13 protein-coding genes and 1 tRNA gene are annotated in these 17,986 nt (G+C 40.2%); 3 read left to right on the top strand and 11 right to left on the bottom strand.

Translation table 11 applies throughout. The annotated features are described in order from the left end of the window. Positions 1-54: 54 nt before the first annotated feature. The 5 genes from JSQ81_RS18320 to JSQ81_RS18300 all read right to left on the bottom strand — a co-directional run bounded on the left by JSQ81_RS18320 (position 55) and on the right by JSQ81_RS18300 (position 8,724). Positions 55-1,494, bottom strand: a complete 1,440-nt coding sequence (locus tag JSQ81_RS18320) for an ATP-binding protein (protein ID WP_249336746.1) — start codon at positions 1,492-1,494, stop codon at positions 55-57. Between the two features lie 338 nt (positions 1,495-1,832). Next, entirely contained in the window at positions 1,833-3,182 is a 1,350-nt protein-coding gene (locus JSQ81_RS18315) for a TrkH family potassium uptake protein (protein ID WP_212607738.1), read from the bottom strand. Positions 3,183-3,221: 39 nt separating this feature from the next. Continuing rightward, positions 3,222-3,986 carry a TerC family protein gene (locus JSQ81_RS18310; protein ID WP_212605418.1) on the bottom strand — a complete coding sequence of 255 codons (765 nt, stop codon included), beginning with the start codon at positions 3,984-3,986 and terminating at the stop codon, positions 3,222-3,224. 243 nt (positions 3,987-4,229) lie between these two features. Further along, entirely contained in the window at positions 4,230-5,318 is a 1,089-nt protein-coding gene (locus JSQ81_RS18305; RefSeq protein WP_212605417.1) for an SDR family oxidoreductase, read from the bottom strand. Between the two features lie 340 nt (positions 5,319-5,658). Further along, on the bottom strand, positions 5,659-8,724 hold the full coding sequence (locus JSQ81_RS18300) for an efflux RND transporter permease subunit (RefSeq protein ID WP_212605416.1): 3,066 nt from the start codon (positions 8,722-8,724) through the stop codon (positions 5,659-5,661). 172 nt (positions 8,725-8,896) lie between these two features. Between JSQ81_RS18300 and JSQ81_RS18295 the strand changes: the two genes are divergently transcribed. Further along, positions 8,897-9,199 carry a hypothetical protein gene (locus tag JSQ81_RS18295; RefSeq protein WP_212605415.1) on the top strand — a complete coding sequence of 101 codons (303 nt, stop codon included), beginning with the start codon at positions 8,897-8,899 and terminating at the stop codon, positions 9,197-9,199. Between the two features lie 35 nt (positions 9,200-9,234). Here the strand turns inward: JSQ81_RS18295 and JSQ81_RS18290 are convergent, their stop codons facing one another. The 5 genes from JSQ81_RS18290 to JSQ81_RS18270 all read right to left on the bottom strand — a co-directional run bounded on the left by JSQ81_RS18290 (position 9,235) and on the right by JSQ81_RS18270 (position 16,230). Continuing rightward, positions 9,235-10,809 (bottom strand): peptide chain release factor 3, encoded by a 1,575-nt coding sequence (locus tag JSQ81_RS18290; protein ID WP_212605414.1) that lies wholly within the window; start codon positions 10,807-10,809, stop codon positions 9,235-9,237. Between the two features lie 141 nt (positions 10,810-10,950). Beyond that, a complete protein-coding gene (locus JSQ81_RS18285) occupies positions 10,951-12,435 on the bottom strand; it encodes a UDP-N-acetylmuramoyl-L-alanyl-D-glutamate--2,6-diaminopimelate ligase (RefSeq protein ID WP_212605413.1) in 1,485 nt (494 codons plus the stop codon). A gap of 14 nt (positions 12,436-12,449) precedes the next feature. Further along, positions 12,450-13,502 (bottom strand): M42 family metallopeptidase, encoded by a 1,053-nt coding sequence (locus JSQ81_RS18280; protein ID WP_212605412.1) that lies wholly within the window; start codon positions 13,500-13,502, stop codon positions 12,450-12,452. Positions 13,503-13,796: 294 nt separating this feature from the next. Beyond that, positions 13,797-15,185 (bottom strand): aldehyde dehydrogenase, encoded by a 1,389-nt coding sequence (locus JSQ81_RS18275; RefSeq protein WP_212605411.1) that lies wholly within the window; start codon positions 15,183-15,185, stop codon positions 13,797-13,799. A 100-nt stretch (positions 15,186-15,285) separates the two neighbouring features. Beyond that, positions 15,286-16,230 (bottom strand): Gfo/Idh/MocA family protein, encoded by a 945-nt coding sequence (locus JSQ81_RS18270; RefSeq protein ID WP_212605410.1) that lies wholly within the window; start codon positions 16,228-16,230, stop codon positions 15,286-15,288. Positions 16,231-16,373: 143 nt separating this feature from the next. Here JSQ81_RS18270 and JSQ81_RS18265 point away from each other — a divergent pair, with 143 nt between their 5' ends. After that, positions 16,374-16,520, top strand: a complete 147-nt coding sequence (locus JSQ81_RS18265; RefSeq protein WP_212605409.1) for a hypothetical protein — start codon at positions 16,374-16,376, stop codon at positions 16,518-16,520. A gap of 382 nt (positions 16,521-16,902) precedes the next feature. Here JSQ81_RS18265 and JSQ81_RS18260 read toward each other — a convergent pair whose 3' ends face one another. Next, complete coding sequence (locus tag JSQ81_RS18260; RefSeq protein WP_212607737.1) at positions 16,903-17,748, bottom strand: DNA-3-methyladenine glycosylase family protein; 846 nt, start codon at positions 17,746-17,748, stop codon at positions 16,903-16,905. A 137-nt stretch (positions 17,749-17,885) separates the two neighbouring features. Between JSQ81_RS18260 and JSQ81_RS18255 the strand changes: the two genes are divergently transcribed. After that, positions 17,886-17,958: transfer RNA gene (locus tag JSQ81_RS18255), tRNA-Val, on the top strand. The last annotated feature ends 28 nt before the right edge of the window (positions 17,959-17,986 follow it).

Raw genomic sequence — 17,986 nt, 5'->3', positions numbered from 1 at the left:
ATTCCCTACTGTTTAACTTAATTATAAGGGAATTTAAAGGCAATTGTCAAAAATTCACCGCGCGGCCCCAGCCTGTAAAGCTTTAGCTTTCGCCTCTTTTGATGGCGAGTTATGGATTGTGGCTGAAGGGAAAGATAGGATAAATTCGGACCCTACCCCAACCTCGCTTGAAACAGAAACAGTTCCCCCATGTTCCTCAATCGTTTTAATGACAAAAGGCAATCCAAGACCGGTACCGTCGGATCGCGTGGTAAAGAAAGGCATAAATATTTGTTTTAATTGAGTAGCCGACATGCCTTGGCCTGTATCCGACACTAAAACATTTACCTTATTATCTTCAATCGCTTCCAAGCTAATCGTTAATTTTCCACCGTGGCTCATCGCTTCAAGCCCATTTTTCATAAGATTTAGCATAACTTGCTTCAGTTTCGCTTCATCCCCAAAAATAAATACCTCTTCCAAATCACCCGAAAATTGTATGATTGAAATCCCTTCAATTCTAGCCTTCGGTTGAAATAGCTTAATCATTGTCGATAACAACTTGGACAAAGAAATAAATGTTTTTTCTTCAATACTCGGCTTGGATAAGATGAGCATTTCATTCAAGATAGATTCCATTCGAATAATTTCATCATCAATAACCGTTAAATATTTTTCTGATTCCTCAGCAGTCGAATTTCTTAATAGCTGCGTAAATCCTTTAAGTGTTGTAATTGGATTACGAATTTCATGGGCAATGCTCGCCGCAAGTTGCCCCACTTCATAAAGTGATTCTTTATGGGCTAACCGTTTCTCCAATATAACTTTTTCAGTGCGATCTGCCATTCGGGTAATAAACATACCTACGGACTCATCATAATAGGTCTTGATGTGATAATAGCTAACCTCTCCCGAGGACTTTTCATAAGCGTGTAAAGTTTCAGCATACCCTTCGCCAATCACTTTTCGGATGAATTTTGTTGATTGTTCTTTCGAAAAACCTAGCGAACTGAAAAACTCACAAGCGCTTTTCCCAATCAGCATTTTTCCCGACAGCTCAAGAAAGCTATACGAATGCTCATTAACATTTTGAATAATTCCAGTTTGATCAAAAGCAATGAATAAACTTTCAGACTTCTGAAATATTTTCAAATTACTTACCTCTGATTCTTCACTTAACAATTCGGGCACGTTGAAAAGCGCAATAATTCGTCTTGAATTATCACAATATATGAGGTGTACCCTTACAGAATCCGCTATTTTCTGCGGCTCTAATACAATGGGGAGATTGGATGAGGTGTGTCCATCATTTATCGTTAGCTCTAAATTTTCGTCCCACAAATAAATCGACTTTTCATCCGATAAGTCTTTAATATTATTTATTTTTTCCATGCCAAACTTTTCTTTAAATTCATCATTCAATTGGATTATCTCGCCACTAATGTCTAAAATAGCAGCTGGTTTGCGTGCATTTTCAAAAAACATCATGAATTTACTTGCTTTTTCTTGTTTCATTTTCAAATTCATTCCTCCTAGCTCCTTAGTAAAACAGTATGAAGAATGCTTATAATTCATGCTAAGAAATTTCGCGATGCGAAACACGCCCAATTCCGATTATTCCATAATTAAACATAAATTGGTATAGGCACAAAGGTTCAGTTGTAGGCATTGCTTCTTATTTTTTTATATTTTTCATTACTCTAGAAACTCATTCACCAATTTCAACTCTTGGAATCGCTACTTTAAGACCAAAAAAACCGCCCCATTGGTTAAAATTGGGAACGGCTTGGTACTTTACCTTTTTTAATTTCAGCAAAAAACAAAAGGTCAAATGTTTTATCAAGTTTTTGTAGTTATCCGATAATAACCCGTTCTTTTGGAAAATGATAATGCGGTTTCTTCGTCTTACCACCGAGCGTGAATAAAAATGAAATGAGTCCTACTCGACCGATAAACATTAATACCATAATAATTAGTTTACCCATTGTCGAAAGGTCAGATGTTATGCCAAGCGACATGCCGCATGTACCAAATGCGGATGTAATTTCAAATAACAATGCTACGACTGGAACATTCGGCTCTGTTATCAAGAGAATAAGTAATGCGACGATAACCATCAAACCCGCGAGTAAAATAACTGCGAACGAGCGAAACACATCGATAAGCTTGATTTGGCGATTGAAAATATGAATAACTTCTCGCCCTCGTGCGAAATTAATAAGAAATAATACTGCAATTGCTAAGGTAGTGGTCCGTATTCCTCCGCCAACAGAACTAGGCGATGCACCGATAAACATCAAAGAACTAATAACGATATCTGTCGCTTCGCTAAACTGTGTCACATCGAATGTTGTTAAACCTGCTGATCTAGAGGAAACTGAGTGAAATATGGATGTAAAGATTTTTTCATGCCATGCCATTCCTTTAAATGAATTAAACGACTCAAGAATATAAATCATAATTGCGCCGAAAACCAAAAGAACTCCAAAAGTTAACGTCGTAATTTTTGTAAAGAGAGAAAATCGAAAATGAGGCGTTTTTTTCGAGAAAAAGGCCTTCACTTCGATCAATACTGGAAAGCCAATCGCTCCTAAAATGATTAATAACATCGTCATGATTTGGATGAAGTAATCATTGAAATATGGCATTAAGGATTCACCAGTAATATCAAAACCCGCGTTAGTTGTCGCTGAAACTGCCATAAACAATCCATTTAAAAAAGCTTCATTGAAAGTATCGTAAAACCTCATAATATAAAAAGTGAAAATTAACCCTCCGATTAGTTCAATCAAGAAAATAATTTTCACAATTTCTCTAATTAAATAGACGACACCAGAAAGACTATATTGATTGTGGTCAACCATGATCAATTGACGCTCTTTCATGCCAATTCTCTTTCTAATTAGTAACCAAAAAAAGGTGCCGATTGACATAATTCCGATTCCGCCGAATTGCAGCACGACCATAATCATACTTATTCCAAATGGCGTGTATGTTTCGGAAATGCTTATTGCGGTTAAACCTGTCACACTCACAGCGCTTACTGCTGTAAAAAGACTATCAATTGTTTCAATTTTAATGCCCGGTTTATAGACACCGGGCAAATTTAATAGTAAAAAAGAAAATGCAATTGCTAAAAAGTAATAAAACACAATTATCTGTGCAGGAGTTAGTTTTTGAAAGCTTTCACGATTAATTTTCAACCTATTCAACTTATTACCTCCTGCAATGATTAGTTATAGTTACGCTTTTCTATTTTTCCGGTCATTACTGACGCCTATGAAATAGCCGTACAGTGCAATTCCAACAAGAACAACCCAGAATGTCGTCTTCCAAAGTGTTGAATGCGGAAATGCTGTATTAAGAATTTGTAGTTTTTCATGAGACAATGTCAAGACGACTAATTTAACGCCCACCCAGCCCACTATGAGAAAAGCTGCTGTTTCAAGGGATGGGTATTTTTCCAATAACACAACAAACTGACGCGCGGCAAAACGCATAATAATTAAACCAATTATACCACCCATTAACATAACAAGGAACTGACCACCGTTGATTCCGCCAATATCGAAATTCCCCAATTCTGGAAGGGTTACCGCAAGTGCGACAGCAGCTAACATTGAGTCTAAAGCAAATGCGATATCTGCTAATTCGACCTTAAATACCGTCATCCAAAAACCTGATTGTTTACGCGGTTTCGTTAAGTCATCACCGTGCTTATCTTTTTTCCTTTGATCATAAATATTTTTTATGGAAATAAATAATAGATAGGCTGCTCCAAGTGCTTGGATTTGCCAAATGTTAACGAGAAAAGTAATCATGAACAAAGCTGCAAAACGAAAAACGAATGCACCCAAGAGCCCGTAAAACAATGCTTTCTTTTGTTGTAATCTTGGTAAATGCTTTACCATTACAGCCATTACTACCGCATTATCCGCAGCTAATAGTCCTTCAAGAACAATAAGTACCGCAAGTACCCATGCATATTCCAATAATATTGCTTCCAAAAATATTCCTCCCAATCAATTCATATAAAAAAACCCTCACCTAATAAATAGGCAAAGGTCTCGCAAAGTCGGAATTTAATCTTTAAATTTCGGCTATCATAACCGATGGCAAAACGAGCCATGTATTGACGATTATGAAATAGGTTTCCCTAAAGCTACTCCCCTTTGACATTAGTCAAAAGATATTAAGTTTGGGTCTTTGAATTTAGTATACCACCCATCCTTAAAATGTAAACTTCTTTTTTAATAGATTGGAATATGAAATTCCGCTCTATGTTTATTTTCATTATAAAACTTTGACATTGATGGGATTGAAGCAATAAAATCAGCACATTGAATGCCGCTATTTTTTAATAATTCTTCTGCGATTGTCGTATCAAAAATTGCATTCCATGTTAAATAATCAAGGGTTTCTACTTCTACACCTAATTTGCGTTGCAACTGTTTCCAGCTTAGCCCCTTCTCTGCCAGTGTACGAGGGAATCTTCCTTTCGGTTCCTTGCCGGTTAATTCTTTCACCATTGCTCCGTAAACTTTCTCGACTAAATGTGGAGATGGATCTGTCAAATGAAGGGTTTTATCTAGTGCTGGTCCATGATTCACAAGATAGATGGCGGCATCAATAATATAATCAATAGGCACGACATTTATATGTGCATCTGATTTTCCTACATAAGGTATGATTGGCATCCATTTTAGCTTATCAATCATATTCATGAAAAAATAAGGCCCGTCAAACTTTATTGTTTCACCCGTTATTGAATGCCCTCTTACAATTCCTGGACGAATAATTGTAACTATGCCATCGCCCTTTAATTGTTCGACGATGCATTCTGCTTCAAATTTTGTTTCTTCGTAATGATTTTTAAAAGCGTCCGGACGTATAAGTTCTGTTTCAAGAATCTTTCCTTCACGAGTCCCTGCGACATACGCTGTACTGAAATAGATAAATTGGGAAATTGAGGGGTGTGAACGGACAAAATCGCAGACCATTTTCGTCCCTTCTACATTAACCTTCCAAGCAATTTCCTTCTTGACGGCAAGATCATAAATCGCCGCAAGATGCCACATTGTTATCGTTTCGGCTTGAATTTTAGTTAGTTCTTTTTCTTTCATCCCTAAATTATTTAACGTAATATCACCCGAAATAATTTCAAATGGAAGTGTTACATTTAACTCCTGGAAAATAACTTTAATGCTTTCGGCAGCTTGAGCTAGTTGACTTTCTTGAACGAGTACGTACAATTTTTTCAACTTATCTTTTTTAATTAACCCCTTAATTAATTGGCTTGCGATAAAACCCGGAAATCCGGTAAAAAAATGTGTCCCCATTAGTTCCACCCCTTTTTATTTCAGTATAGCATTAATAATTAAGTGTTGGAAGAATGTTCTGAAAAGTTATTAAGGTTGTACATTATATAAATGTACTAGGAAATCTCGCCAAATATGCTTCGGCGCTAGGGAAAGATATCCGGTTTAGTCGTTTCAAACGGTGGTATGGTCGTTTCGATACTTGCATTAGTCGCATCACGCGTCGGATTGGTCGTTTCAGCCGCCGGTTTAGTCGCTTTTCCTCATTTATGGTCGTTTGGGACAAATCAAGTAAAAAAAAAGAAGGCGTTCCCTCTCAAGTCAAGACTTGAATGGGTGCTGCCTTCTTTTTATGGTTATGCTATTCTTTAGCGATTGCGCGCTTTCTTGTCTGCCTATCAAACAGGCTATAAATTATCGGTACAATATAAAGTGTTAGGAATGTTGAACTTATCAAGCCGCCAATGACTGCAATTCCCATTGGCTGATTCATTTCGGTTCCTTCTCCTAATCCTAGGGCAAGTGGTAATAGCCCTAGGATTGTCGTTAACGCCGTCATAAGGATTGGACGAACACGGTCCCTGACCGATGATATAATCGCGTCATACGAACTGAGTCCGGCTTCTTTTCGCTGATTGATATAATCAACTAACACAATTCCATTATTGACAACTATTCCGACGAGAACCAGTATCCCGATAATGGCTGTTACGCTAATCGGCGTGCTTGTGGCAAATAATCCGATGGCCACGCCAATTATCATAAGCGGTACAGAAAACATGATGACAAATGGATATTTAAACGATTCGAATTGTGCTGCCATGACGATGTAAACAAGGACGACCGCAAGCGCGAGCGCTAGCATCATATCATCAATCGCGCCTTCAAATAACTCCCGATCTCCACTAAATGTTACATCAATCTCTTTCGCCAAATCAATCTTGTCGAAAGTGGCATTTACTTTTTTCGTCATTTCGCCTAATGTTTCGGTTGATGCATATTTCACATTAAAAGTAACAGAATGAGCCTGGTCAACACGTTGAATCGCCACTGGTCCCTCGGCTATCTCAATTGTAGAGACATCGCCTAGCCGTACAAATTCACCTGTTTGATTTCGTACTTTCAATTTCCGCAACTTGTCAATACTATCTCGGTATTTTTCATCGTATTGAACAAGAACACTGAAAACTTCATTTTCTTCATTGATGATTTGCGTTGCAAGCGTACCGCGAGTAATGTCATTAACTGATTGTGCCAGTTGATAAGGAACCAGTCCATTATCTGTAGCTTTTTCTCGGTCCACGGTAATCTGAATTTCTTCGACTGTGTCAGCAAGCGTATTTGTTACTTCTGTTACACTACCTATTTTAGTTAATTCTTCATTCAATTGAGTGACTGCTTCATCGAGTCTTTTTTCATTGGTATCATTAAGCGCAAAACTTAATGTATTTGGCGTTGAGCCGGATGCTGATTGCATATTAAAACTAATTTTTGCATCTTCTCCAACTGTCTTTAAAACAGACGGCTGGACTTCATCAACAAATTCAAATACTGAACGATCGCGTTCACCTAATGGAATCAGTTTAACGTAGACTTCGGCTTGATTCGCATTCGATGAGCCTTGTGCTAAACTCTCTTGCGTTCCCCCGACAAGACTCACATAGACTTCAACATCATCTTGTTTTTTCAGTTCTGTTTCAATCTTTTTAACGACTTCATCAGTTGCATTTGTCGAAGAGCCATTCGGAAGTTTTACTCCGACACTGAATGCGCCTTCGTCCGTTGCAGGTAAAAACTCAGTCCCGACTTTAAATAATCCAAATCCGCTAAACAGAAGCAATACTGTGGTGATTGCCAGCACCGTTATGCGGTTACGCAATGACCACTTTACTGATCGTTCAAAACGATTCAATGATTTTGAACGCCTTCTTCTCGCTTCATAATTCCCTTTTGGCTTCCTCAGCATTCGAGCCGCCATCATCGGCACGACAGTCAATGCGACGACTAGTGATGCAAATAAGCTAAACGAGATTGTTAACGCAAACTCTGTAAAAATTTCTCCGATTAATCCGCTAATAAATATGACAGGAACAAATACGGCTAACGTAGTCAATGTTGAAGAGGTAATTGCCCCGCCAATTTCTTTCGTACCTTCTATTGCTGCTTGTTTCGGAGTTTTCCCCATTGCTAAATGCCGTTCAATATTTTCAATAACTACTATGGCGTTATCCACAAGCATCCCTATGCCAAGCGCCAATGCACCTAACGTCATTATGTTCAGGGAAAAGTTTGCAAAATGCATTAAAACGAAAGTGACGATTACGGAATAAGGAATCGCAATTCCAATAATAATCGGGCTCTTAATTCCCCGAAGGAAAAGAAATAAGACAATCATTGCGAATATGCCGCCTAAAATAAGTGATTGACCAATATTCCCAATCGCTAATTTGACGTAATCCCCTTGATCGAAAAGTATATTTGATTCGATGTCATTATATTCTTCGGTGGCTAGAAGGTCATCTAAGGCCGCTTTGAACGAAGTAGATACATCCGCTGTGTTTGCCCCTGATTCTTGCAAGACAGACATCAGAACGGCCGGCTCTTCGTTTGCACGCGTCTCTGTTGTCGAGCGCGCTTCGGTCAGTTCAACTTTCCCAATATCACTGACTTTGATTTTTTTCCCATTCCCAGGATTGACAGTGACCGTTAAATCCCGAATATCCTCGACTGATGTTAACATGCTGACAATCCGGGTAGTTAGTTGCTTTCCATCATTCGTCTCGATTGGTTCGCCTGGCATTGAAACGTTATTCGATTGAATTAGTTGGACGATGTCTTCTTGCGCCAGACCGTTCTGTTCCAACTTTTTCTCATCGAGCGTAATTTGGACTTCTTCAACTAGCTTTCCAGAAACAGTTACGCTTGCGACTCCTTTTGTCCGGCGTAATTCTTGCTCGAGTTCTTCAGCAACTAATCGAATATCCGCATCTTTATTTTTAGAACTTAATGATAATTGGATGACTGGAAATTGCGAAGGGTCGAATTTTAATAACCGCGGTTTATTCGCGCCATCAGGCATTGGAACTTGGTCGACCCTTTGCAGTAAGTCCATTTGGACATCATCAATTTTTGTTGACCAATCAAACATTAGAAATATAAAATTTGAACCTTCCTGTGATGAAGATTGAATTGATTTCAAACCAGGTGCGGTCGATAAACTATCTTCTAGCGGCTTCGTGACTTTTTCGCTCACTTCTGTTGGCGAAGCCCCCGGATAACTCGACACAACAACCGCTACTGGCGGGTTTAATTCGGGAATCAAGGTTACGGGTATCCTGAAAAATGACACCGCGCCTAGAATAATGACGAGAAACATGGTAACGATTGTAAAAACTGGTCTTCTTATTGAAAAGTCACTAATTTTCATGGGAACGCCCTCTCTTGAAAAAGATACTCTACTACAATCATAATGAATGACGAACCCATTCTCAAATGGGAACTTTCATAAATCGATAAAAACAAGCGCTAAATTTGGCGCACTGTTATAATCTACATATTCATCTTCCGTCATGGACATTTTAAAATTGGAGGTATTCGCCGTGCATGAAGCTAATCATCAAGTCGTTTGCACCCTCACCTATAAGTTAGTTGAAAAGGTTACGGGTTGGTATGCGCAGACGACAAATCATACGACGCATTGCATCCATTTGTATGCCGATAAAATTTCTACAGCAAAAAACAACTTTCCGCTAGAACATATTCACGATATGTCGTATAAGCCGTTTTCCAATGGCGCTGGATTATTTTATCTTCATACAAACCAAGGTGTATTTATGTTTTCAGTCGAAGCTGATCCAACCCACTTCATTGATATGTATAAATCGTTACGATTAAAAAACTAGCAGAACGGAATCCCCGCCCTACTAGCTGTATCAAATTAAAGCAAACTATATAAGTTGATATCCGGATTTTTATCGTGGAACCAACGCATTGCAAATTCATTCTCAAATAAAAACACTAACTTTTCATAACGGTCCTTCACGAGCATCGCACGCTGGCCCGCCATGGATTCTTTTACATCGCTTTCGTTTTCAATCCAACGCGCAACTTTCGAACCTAGATTCTCCATATGCACTTCGACGTTGTACTCGTTTTTCATGCGATGTTCAAAAACTTCAAACTGTAGTTGCCCAACAGCCCCAAGCAACACTTCTTCTGTATGAAGCGTGCGGTAATATTGAATGGCACCTTCTTGTACAAGTTGCAAAATTCCTTTATGGAAATGCTTTGACTTCATCACGTTTTTCGCTGTGACGCGCACAAATAATTCAGGTGTGAACTGCGGCAACGCATCAAACGTAAAAGAAGATTTTCCACCGATTATCGTGTCCCCGATTTGATAGTTCCCGGTATCATGCAAACCGATTATATCTCCTGCAACCGCCTCATTTACTGTTTCACGGTCATCCGCCAAAAACTGTGTCGTTTGGGTGAGTTTAAACGTCCGGGAAATTCGCGGTACCGATACGGTCATTCCACGTTCGAACGCGCCTGAAACGATTCGCACAAATGCAATACGATCACGGTGGGCCGGGTTCATATTTGCTTGAATTTTAAAGATGAATCCCGAAAATTCTTTTGATTGTGGACTAACTTCTGTTTCATCTTTTGTCATTCTCGGCTGCGGCGGAGGTGCAAACTGTAAAAATGTTTCTAAAAATGTTTGCACACCGAAACTTGTCAATGCACTTCCGAAAAATACAGGCGTCAATTCGCCTTTCGCAATACGTTCTTCGTCGAAATCATTACCTGCTTCATTTAACAATAAAACATCTTCTAGTGTCTGTTGATAATAGGATGTTTCCATCATCGGATGAGATTCCAGAAGTCCGCCGTCTTCATCTAACTCAAGAAAACGGTCGTCTCCTTCAGCCCGAACTTGTTCGATTCGATTATTAAAGCGATCGTAAATACCTAGGAATTCCTTCCCCATTCCAATCGGCCAATTCATCGCGTAAGATTCAATTCCTAGCACTTCTTCGAGCTCTTCCATCAAATCCAATGGTTCTTTCCCTTGTCTATCCATTTTATTGATAAAAGTAAAGATTGGAATTCCGCGCATGCGGCATACTTTGAAAAGCTTGATCGTTTGTGGTTCAATCCCGCGGGCCACATCGACCATCATGACTGCGGCATCGACTGCCATCAATGTCCGGTACGTATCTTCACTGAAGTCTTCATGCCCTGGCGTATCAAGAATATTGACTCGTTTGCCTTGGTAATCGAACTGCATAACGGATGATGTAACCGAGATTCCCCGTTGTTTTTCAATTTCCATCCAATCAGATGTCGCAAATTTCCCTGACTTTTTACCTTTTACCGTTCCAGCATCACGAATCGCGCCGCCGAAATAAAGTAGTTTTTCCGTTATCGTTGTTTTACCTGCATCTGGGTGGGATATAATCGCAAATGTCCGTCTAGACGCAATTTCTTCATTTATTGGGTTCTGCATGTGTTTGTAATCTCCTTCTGTTCCGCTTGTCTAATCATAGTGATTTCGACCTTAAATTTCAACAATTTTTTCTTGGAATTAATCTGTTTCATTCCAAAAAAAGTTAAGCCGCCTAGTGAACTAGACGGCTCGTTCTTCAACTTAATTCCTTACTTCTTTCGATCCAAACTTTTTCTCCGCTTCTAACAACGCGATTTCCGCATCGGAATGTGGATGTTTTGTGTTTCCAATAATTTGAAAGTCTTCATGACCTTTACCGGCAAATATGATAATGTCATTGGGATTCGCAACGGCTACTGCATGACGAACCGCTTCGGCACGGTCACCAATGCAAGCGTAGTTGTCATGTTCCATTCCAACTTCTAACTCTCCCAAAATCGTTTCATATGGTTCATCGCGAGGATCATCCGTCGTTAACACAACATAGTCGGCCACGGACGCTTCTTTTGCCATAATTGGACGCTTTACACGATCCCGATTGCCGCCTGTGCCGATGACAAAAATGAGTTTATTCGTTTTATAAGGAAGAACCGCCTCGATCGCTTTCTGTATTGCGTCCGGCGTATGCGCATAATCGACATACATGGTTAGCGGCAACTCCGTCTCGACTTTTTCCATTCGGCCTTTTACAGAGTCGATTTCACCAAGATACTTGACGAGATCAGCCGTAGCCATCCCTTTAGCGTACAGTGCCGCTATTGCAGCGAGTGCATTTGCCACGCTGAATTCACCGATTAAATTCATCTTCACCGGGAATTTACCTTCTGGTGAATTCAATGTAAATGTTGTACCATCTGCGCTCAGTACGATATCTTCTCCGTGGAATATAGCTTCATTCTTAATGCCGTACGTCAAAACTGGATAACTTGTCTTTTCTAGCAATTTCTCACTCCAAGGATCATCTGCATTCACGACAGCAAATTTTCTTTTCTCAAGATCTTGGCCTAGCTGAGAAAACAAAAGGCTTTTCGCTTCCCCGTAATTGTCCATCGTTCCGTGGAAATCAAGATGATCATGCGTCAAGTTTGTAAATACCGCTATGTCAAACTCGGTTCCGGCAAGTCTGCCTTCAACAAGCCCATGAGAAGATACTTCCATCGACATCGTTTTACAGCCTTCATTTGCAGCTTGCGCAATCATTGCTTGTGTGGTGAGCGCATCGCCCGTCGTATTTTCAGTCTCATAAAGTGTACCGTCCAAGTCGAATCCGATTGTCCCGGATGCGGCGGATTTTTCTCCGGATGCTCTTAAAATAGCCTGAATGATTCCGCTAACGCTCGTTTTTCCATTCGTTCCCGTAACGCCGATCATCGTCATTTTTTTCGAAGGATATTGATAATAGCGCGCTGCTAATAAACTAATCGCGCGTGAAGTATTTTCTACCGTTACAACAGCCACTTTTTCTAAGTCAAGATTAACCGGCTTTGACGCAACAATGACACGCGCCCCGTTGTCAATCGCCTGTTGAACAAAATCATGGGCATCGACAGTAAACCCTATAATACAGACGAACATTCCGCCAGCATTTATGGTCCGCGAATTAACTGCAAGGTCCGTAACCGCCCGCGGCAATGCGCCTTCTATTTTTTTTACAGGTAGTATTGAAAGTAAATCTTTCGTATCCATCAAATTTCCTCCGTTCATTCAATCATATCAGATGTGACATAAGCATATAAAAGTTCTGCAGTCGCTTTAAGTGAATCGATATGTGTCCGCTCAAGTGCGTGCGATGATTCGATTCCAGGACCAAACAACGCATGTTTCACGTCAAACCCCGCCCGAATAGCTGCTGAAGCATCCGATCCGTAATATGGATAGATATCAAGTTTATGGCCAATCTTTTTCTCTTTGGCAAGGCTGACGAGATGTTGTGTTAACGCGTAATGATACGGCCCGCTTGAATCTTTCGCGCAGATTGACACTGTATATTCATCGGATCTTTGCCCATCGCCAATCGCCCCCATATCAACCGCTATGTATTCAACTGTTTCAGCTGGAATATTGGAGTTTCCTCCGTAGCCGATTTCTTCGTTATTTGAAATATAAAAATGAGTTGTATATGGAAGTTTAACATCTTGCTCTGTTAATGAACGGATTAATTCCACGACTAAAGCAGTACTTGCTTTGTCATCTAAATGACGGGATTTAATAAACCCGCTATCCGTCTCTTCAAAACAAGGATCGAAAGAAACAAAATCGCCTACTTCAATGCCAAGTTTACGTGTATCGTCTGTATTAAATACCTTTTCGTCGATGCGCACTTCTATATTATCCGCATTTCTTTCTGCAGAACCTGCATCTCTATACACATGAACAGTCGTTTGATGCATCAAAATCGTTCCGCGAACTTTTTTGCCATTAGCAGTATGAATTAAGCAGTATTCGCCTTCCACAGCATTCCAATTAAAGCCGCCAATCATCGTTAATTTTAAACGGCCATTGCCTTTAACTTCCTTCACCATTGCACCAAGTGTATCCGTATGCGCAGTTAGCAGGCGATGCTTTGAAGTATCCGTTCCTTCAATCGTTGCAATGACAGCACCTTTATTTGTTGTTTTATAGGGTACGCCAATCGATTCGAATTCCTTTGCGATTAACGCCATTACAGTCGATGTATATCCAGATGGGCTCGGTGTTTCCACGAGTCGTTTTAAAAGTTCAATTGTTTTTTCTTTATTAAATACATTCGTCATGGTTGATATCCCCTTTGCTTCATATTTAGATCCATTTAAAAAATCCTTTTATAAAGTTCAATATTGCTTCATCACTAATTTCTAAGTTTCTTGGATTGGAGCGGAAGGCGGCGACTCCTGCGGGAAAAGCGTGGCCAGGTGAGACCCCGCAGGAGCTTGCGACAAGGAGGCTCACGGACCGCCCGCGGAAAGCGTCCGCCTGCAGCGGAAATCCACACACTAATTTAACGCTAATTGTTTCCTATAGTAAGTATACTTTTATTCTAGCCCAAAAGAAAAGAAAAACCGCACCCATTAACGGATAAGCGGTTTAATTAGTTTTAATTTATTTTCATATGGCGGAAAGGCAAACCGCATAGGAATTTTCGTGCTTCGTTGCATCATTGACTTTGCATGGGTAAAGAGATTAAAACTTTCTTTGCCGTGGTATGCATTCATGCCAGATGAACCGACTCCGCCAAACGGCAAATTCGTATTGCCGACATGCGAAACCGTATCGTTAATACAGCCTCCACCGAACGGTAAGCTTTCGATGAAATAATTAGCCGCTTCTTCGTTTTCCGTAAACATATAAGCAGCGAGCGGCTTCGGCAATTGGCGAATTCGGTGGATAACTTCACCGAGATTATCGTACTCGAGAATCGGCAACACCGGCCCGAAAATTTCATCTTGCATCGATGGACTATCCCAAGTCACCCGATCAAGCAATGTTGGTTCAATGAATAAGGAAGAACGGTCAAAATCCCCGCCGAATACGATTTGCGGCCATTCCTTTTCAATCATTTTCGCAAGCCGAATAAATTGGCGTTCATTAATAATCTTGCCGTAATCAGGACTTTCTTTCGCATCCATGCCGTAAAAGTCTTGAATCGTATCCGTCAAAATCTCGATAAATTCCTTCTTAATCGACTGATGAACAAGGAGATAATCAGGCGCAACGCATGTCTGCCCGGTGTTTAAAAACTTTCCCCAAACGATGCGTTCAGCAGCGTGAACAAGATCGGCGGTCTGGTCGACAATCGCTGGACTTTTCCCGCCGAGTTCAAGTGTAATCGGCGTCAGTCTTTCAGCGGCAGCCTTCATGATTACTTTCCCGACTGCAACGCTCCCAGTAAAGAAAATATAATCGAACGGCGCATGAATTAGTGCAGTTGTTTCTTCCCGTTCTCCCTCAACCACTCGAATATATTCGGGCGGAAATGTTTCCGATAAAATTTTTTCTACAATCCGAACTGTGTGCGGTGCGGATTCTGAAGGTTTCACAATCGCACAGTTTCCGCCAACAATCGCCCCAACCAGTGGTTCCATAACAAGCTGAAATGGGTAATTAAACGGCGCCATAATCAAGACGGATCCATATGGTTCGCGAACGATGAAGCTTTTAGATGGTTGTAGATGGATCGGCGTTTTTGCCGCTTTTGGTTTCATCCAAGCTTCTACATTTTTAATCATATGCGAAATGCTTGAAAGGACAAAGCCAATTTCAGTTACATATGATTCAAACGAACTTTTTCCCAAGTCTTTTTGAAGCGCATCCGAAATCGCGTCTTCATTTGCCAGAATGGCATCGCGTAATTTCGTTAGCATTTCCTTTCGAAATTCTGCACTCCGTGTCTGTCCAGTGAAATAAAACTGGTGCTGTAAGGCAATCATCGATTCAACATCTTGCGCTGTGAAATTCATCGCTTACCTCCATTCTATTAATACTTTCAATGATAGACAGAATTATAGAAAAATGCAAAATTCTATATAGCAACATATGATTATACACAAATTCCCATCATTACTTTTCTGTCAATAGTTCATCAATTAGCATTTGGACAACGAGTCCTTCAGAAAATGGCACAAGGATTTCAGCTTCCCCGTTCGAACCGAAAATGCATTCTTCGACAAGCGATTTTACTGAATCGAAAGAAGTCAATATTTCAAAAGGACTGTCTTTTTGTGCGATGCTAAGTTCCGACCAATTACGCAGTTTTAAAACGCCTTCGGTTCCATATACTATGTAAGACAGTTCTTCTTCCTGTCCGATTCCTGAAATCCCATTTAAAAGGACTGGTATTTTATTTTCAGTTTCACCTATGGCAAGGACACTTGTCTCAGCAAGCGTATCATCGACTGGATATGTCGTTTTGTGATCTTGGATCCTAATGTTCCCAAACATTCTATACATAAGTTGCAGAAAATGCGGGAACACTTCACGCGTAAAACCGCCTTGTTCGCGTGAACCAATCCACGGATTTTGTTGCCAAAGTCGCGGCCAGTGTGGAAAATATGCATTAAATTCGACACGGACAATGTCGCCAATTGTTCGTTTTTCAACAAGCTTCATCATATGCCTGACAGATGGACTGTACATGAGCGGGAAATGCATGGCCGTTAATGTCGTTTTGTCGTTTGCAGCTTGCGACATAACCGATCCATCTTCTGCATCATGTGCAAGCGGTTTTTCACAAAGAACATTCAGTCCGGCTTCAATTGCCATTTTACTAAGTGGCGCGTGTGATACTGGAGGTGTCCCAATATATACCCATTCCGGCTTTAATGCTAAAACCTCTTCATAGGAGGATGCCGCAAAAAGACCATATGTATTCGCCATTTTAGTTAGCCGTTCCGTATTTTCATCGAACAAAGCGATAATTTCTGCATTTTCGTTCGAAAGAATTTGTTTAATAATACGTTCGCCGACGATACCTGTTCCAACAAGTGCAAAGGTTGTTTTACCCAATTGATTCGCTCCTTTAGTGGTGATAAATTTTTAATATAAAAAGTAGGCCTTCCGAATCTTTTTGCCCGATTACAGTTTGTATTATAACACCGAGGGTAAATAATGTTTAATTCGAAAAAACAATTGATTAAGGAGGAAATACAATGACAACGACAGAAACCTGGTGGGAAGAAATTTTCGAGGGGAATCTTTCTCTTGGTATTAACAAAGAGAGACTTTCTGAACTTGAAGATGAGAATTTCCTCTATTTTTCAGAGGAAGAAGAAAGCACTGAACATTTACATTCATGATTGTTAATTAAGGATTGTTCATTAAATTAAAGTTTTAATTATTATCGAGCACTTGAATGATTCATTATTCAAGTGCTCGATTTTTATTTGAACCGTTGATTTCCGTTCCGGGCGGACGCGTTCCACGGGGCGGGCGGTGAGCCTCCTCGGTCGCTTACGCTCCACTGCGGGGTCTCACCTGTCCCGCTACATCCCGCTGGAGTCGCCGCCCTCCACTCCAATCAACTACTTTCAATATAAAAGAAAGTTATACAGTGACCTCTTCCAGCACAAGTCATTGAACTCCTTTCATCACCTGAGAGGTTCTAAGTTTTTCAGCTATTTTATAATAAATATTATGTACGGTGATGAAATTCATCTACCGTGTTTTTAATTACTTTTTTCACTCAATACTTCGCCATAAATATAACGCTGCGTAACTTAAATATGGGGTCCAATGTGGAAAGCGGGCGATGATTTCTTCTTTTGTTGGCTTTTTTTCTAGTTTCCATAAAATCTTGAGTGCATTTTGTAGTCCGATGTCTGCAATTGGAAATAAGTTTGGACGCCCAAGTCCAAACATTAGAAAGCCTTGTGCTGTCCATGGACCTACTCCCCTGTAGGCGGTAAGTTTCGCGGTTACTTCATCGTCATCCATCTGTCGAAGACTTTCGAGTTCAAGGGAACCTTCTGCAATTGCTTGTGATAAACCAATCATGTATTCAGCCTTTCTAGAACTGAACTGCATTTCCCTGAGCGTTTCAACCTCTAGGTTTGCGACTATTTCGGGTGACGGATACCGCAAAACACCGTCCGTCTCGCTTCCAAAAGCTTCAACAAAACGCAATGATAATGTATTGGCGAATGACATATTCAATTGTTGATGAATAATACTTCTCATTAACGTTCCGTAAAGAGAAAAACTTCGAATAAGTGGTGTTCCTTCATGTTCCTGAAAAATTGTAGCCAAATCTGTATTTGCAAAATGTGCTGAAATCTCATCTAGTGAATCATTGAAATGAAGGATTTCATTTATTTTTTGAATTTGATTTTTATTTAAGGCACCGCTTAGTATAAATGAAGGTTCATCTTTCGTTCCAGTCGCTTTTACTGTAATAACATTTCCCTCATCCATTGGAATGCGTAAAATACGATTAGTCACATCGACCGAGTTCAGCGGGTCCCCGGATAGCCGATCAAGTGCACGGTCAAAATCATAAATGAATGGAAGAGATATTTGAGTGTCTATTAAAATCACCTACTTTTACTCTTAATTATAGTTCTAGTATACTTCTTTATAAGTTTTTATGAAAAAGGGTTGACTTAATATGTACATGGGCTATAATAGAGTTTGTCCGGTAAACGAGACACAATAATTTTCATCCTGGTTCCATAGCTCAGCTGGGAGAGCGCTACCTCGACAAGGTAGAAGTCGGCGGTTCGAGCCCGTCTGGGACCATCATAAAGACATCATCCTCTTCTGGATG

Source organism: Sporosarcina sp. Marseille-Q4063, assembly GCF_018309085.1.
Taxonomy (GTDB): domain Bacteria; phylum Bacillota; class Bacilli; order Bacillales_A; family Planococcaceae; genus Sporosarcina.
The sequence above is the reverse complement of the archived record's forward strand: the minus strand, read 5'-3'. Positions and strand labels throughout refer to the sequence as shown.

Excerpts from the sequence above, each read along its gene's own strand:
- JSQ81_RS18320 (WP_249336746.1), bottom strand. The coding sequence starts at position 1,494 with ATGAAACAAGAAAAAGCAAGTAAATTCATGATGTTTTTTGAAAATGCA.
- JSQ81_RS18305 (WP_212605417.1), bottom strand. The coding sequence starts at position 5,318 with ATGGGGACACATTTTTTTACCGGATTTCCGGGTTTTATCGCAAGCCAA.
- JSQ81_RS18300 (WP_212605416.1), bottom strand. The coding sequence starts at position 8,724 with ATGAAAATTAGTGACTTTTCAATAAGAAGACCAGTTTTTACAATCGTT.
- JSQ81_RS18290 (WP_212605414.1), bottom strand. The coding sequence starts at position 10,809 with ATGCAGAACCCAATAAATGAAGAAATTGCGTCTAGACGGACATTTGCG.
- JSQ81_RS18285 (WP_212605413.1), bottom strand. The coding sequence starts at position 12,435 with ATGGATACGAAAGATTTACTTTCAATACTACCTGTAAAAAAAATAGAA.
- JSQ81_RS18280 (WP_212605412.1), bottom strand. The coding sequence starts at position 13,502 with ATGACGAATGTATTTAATAAAGAAAAAACAATTGAACTTTTAAAACGA.
- JSQ81_RS18275 (WP_212605411.1), bottom strand. The coding sequence starts at position 15,185 with ATGAATTTCACAGCGCAAGATGTTGAATCGATGATTGCCTTACAGCAC.
- JSQ81_RS18265 (WP_212605409.1), top strand. The coding sequence starts at position 16,374 with ATGACAACGACAGAAACCTGGTGGGAAGAAATTTTCGAGGGGAATCTT.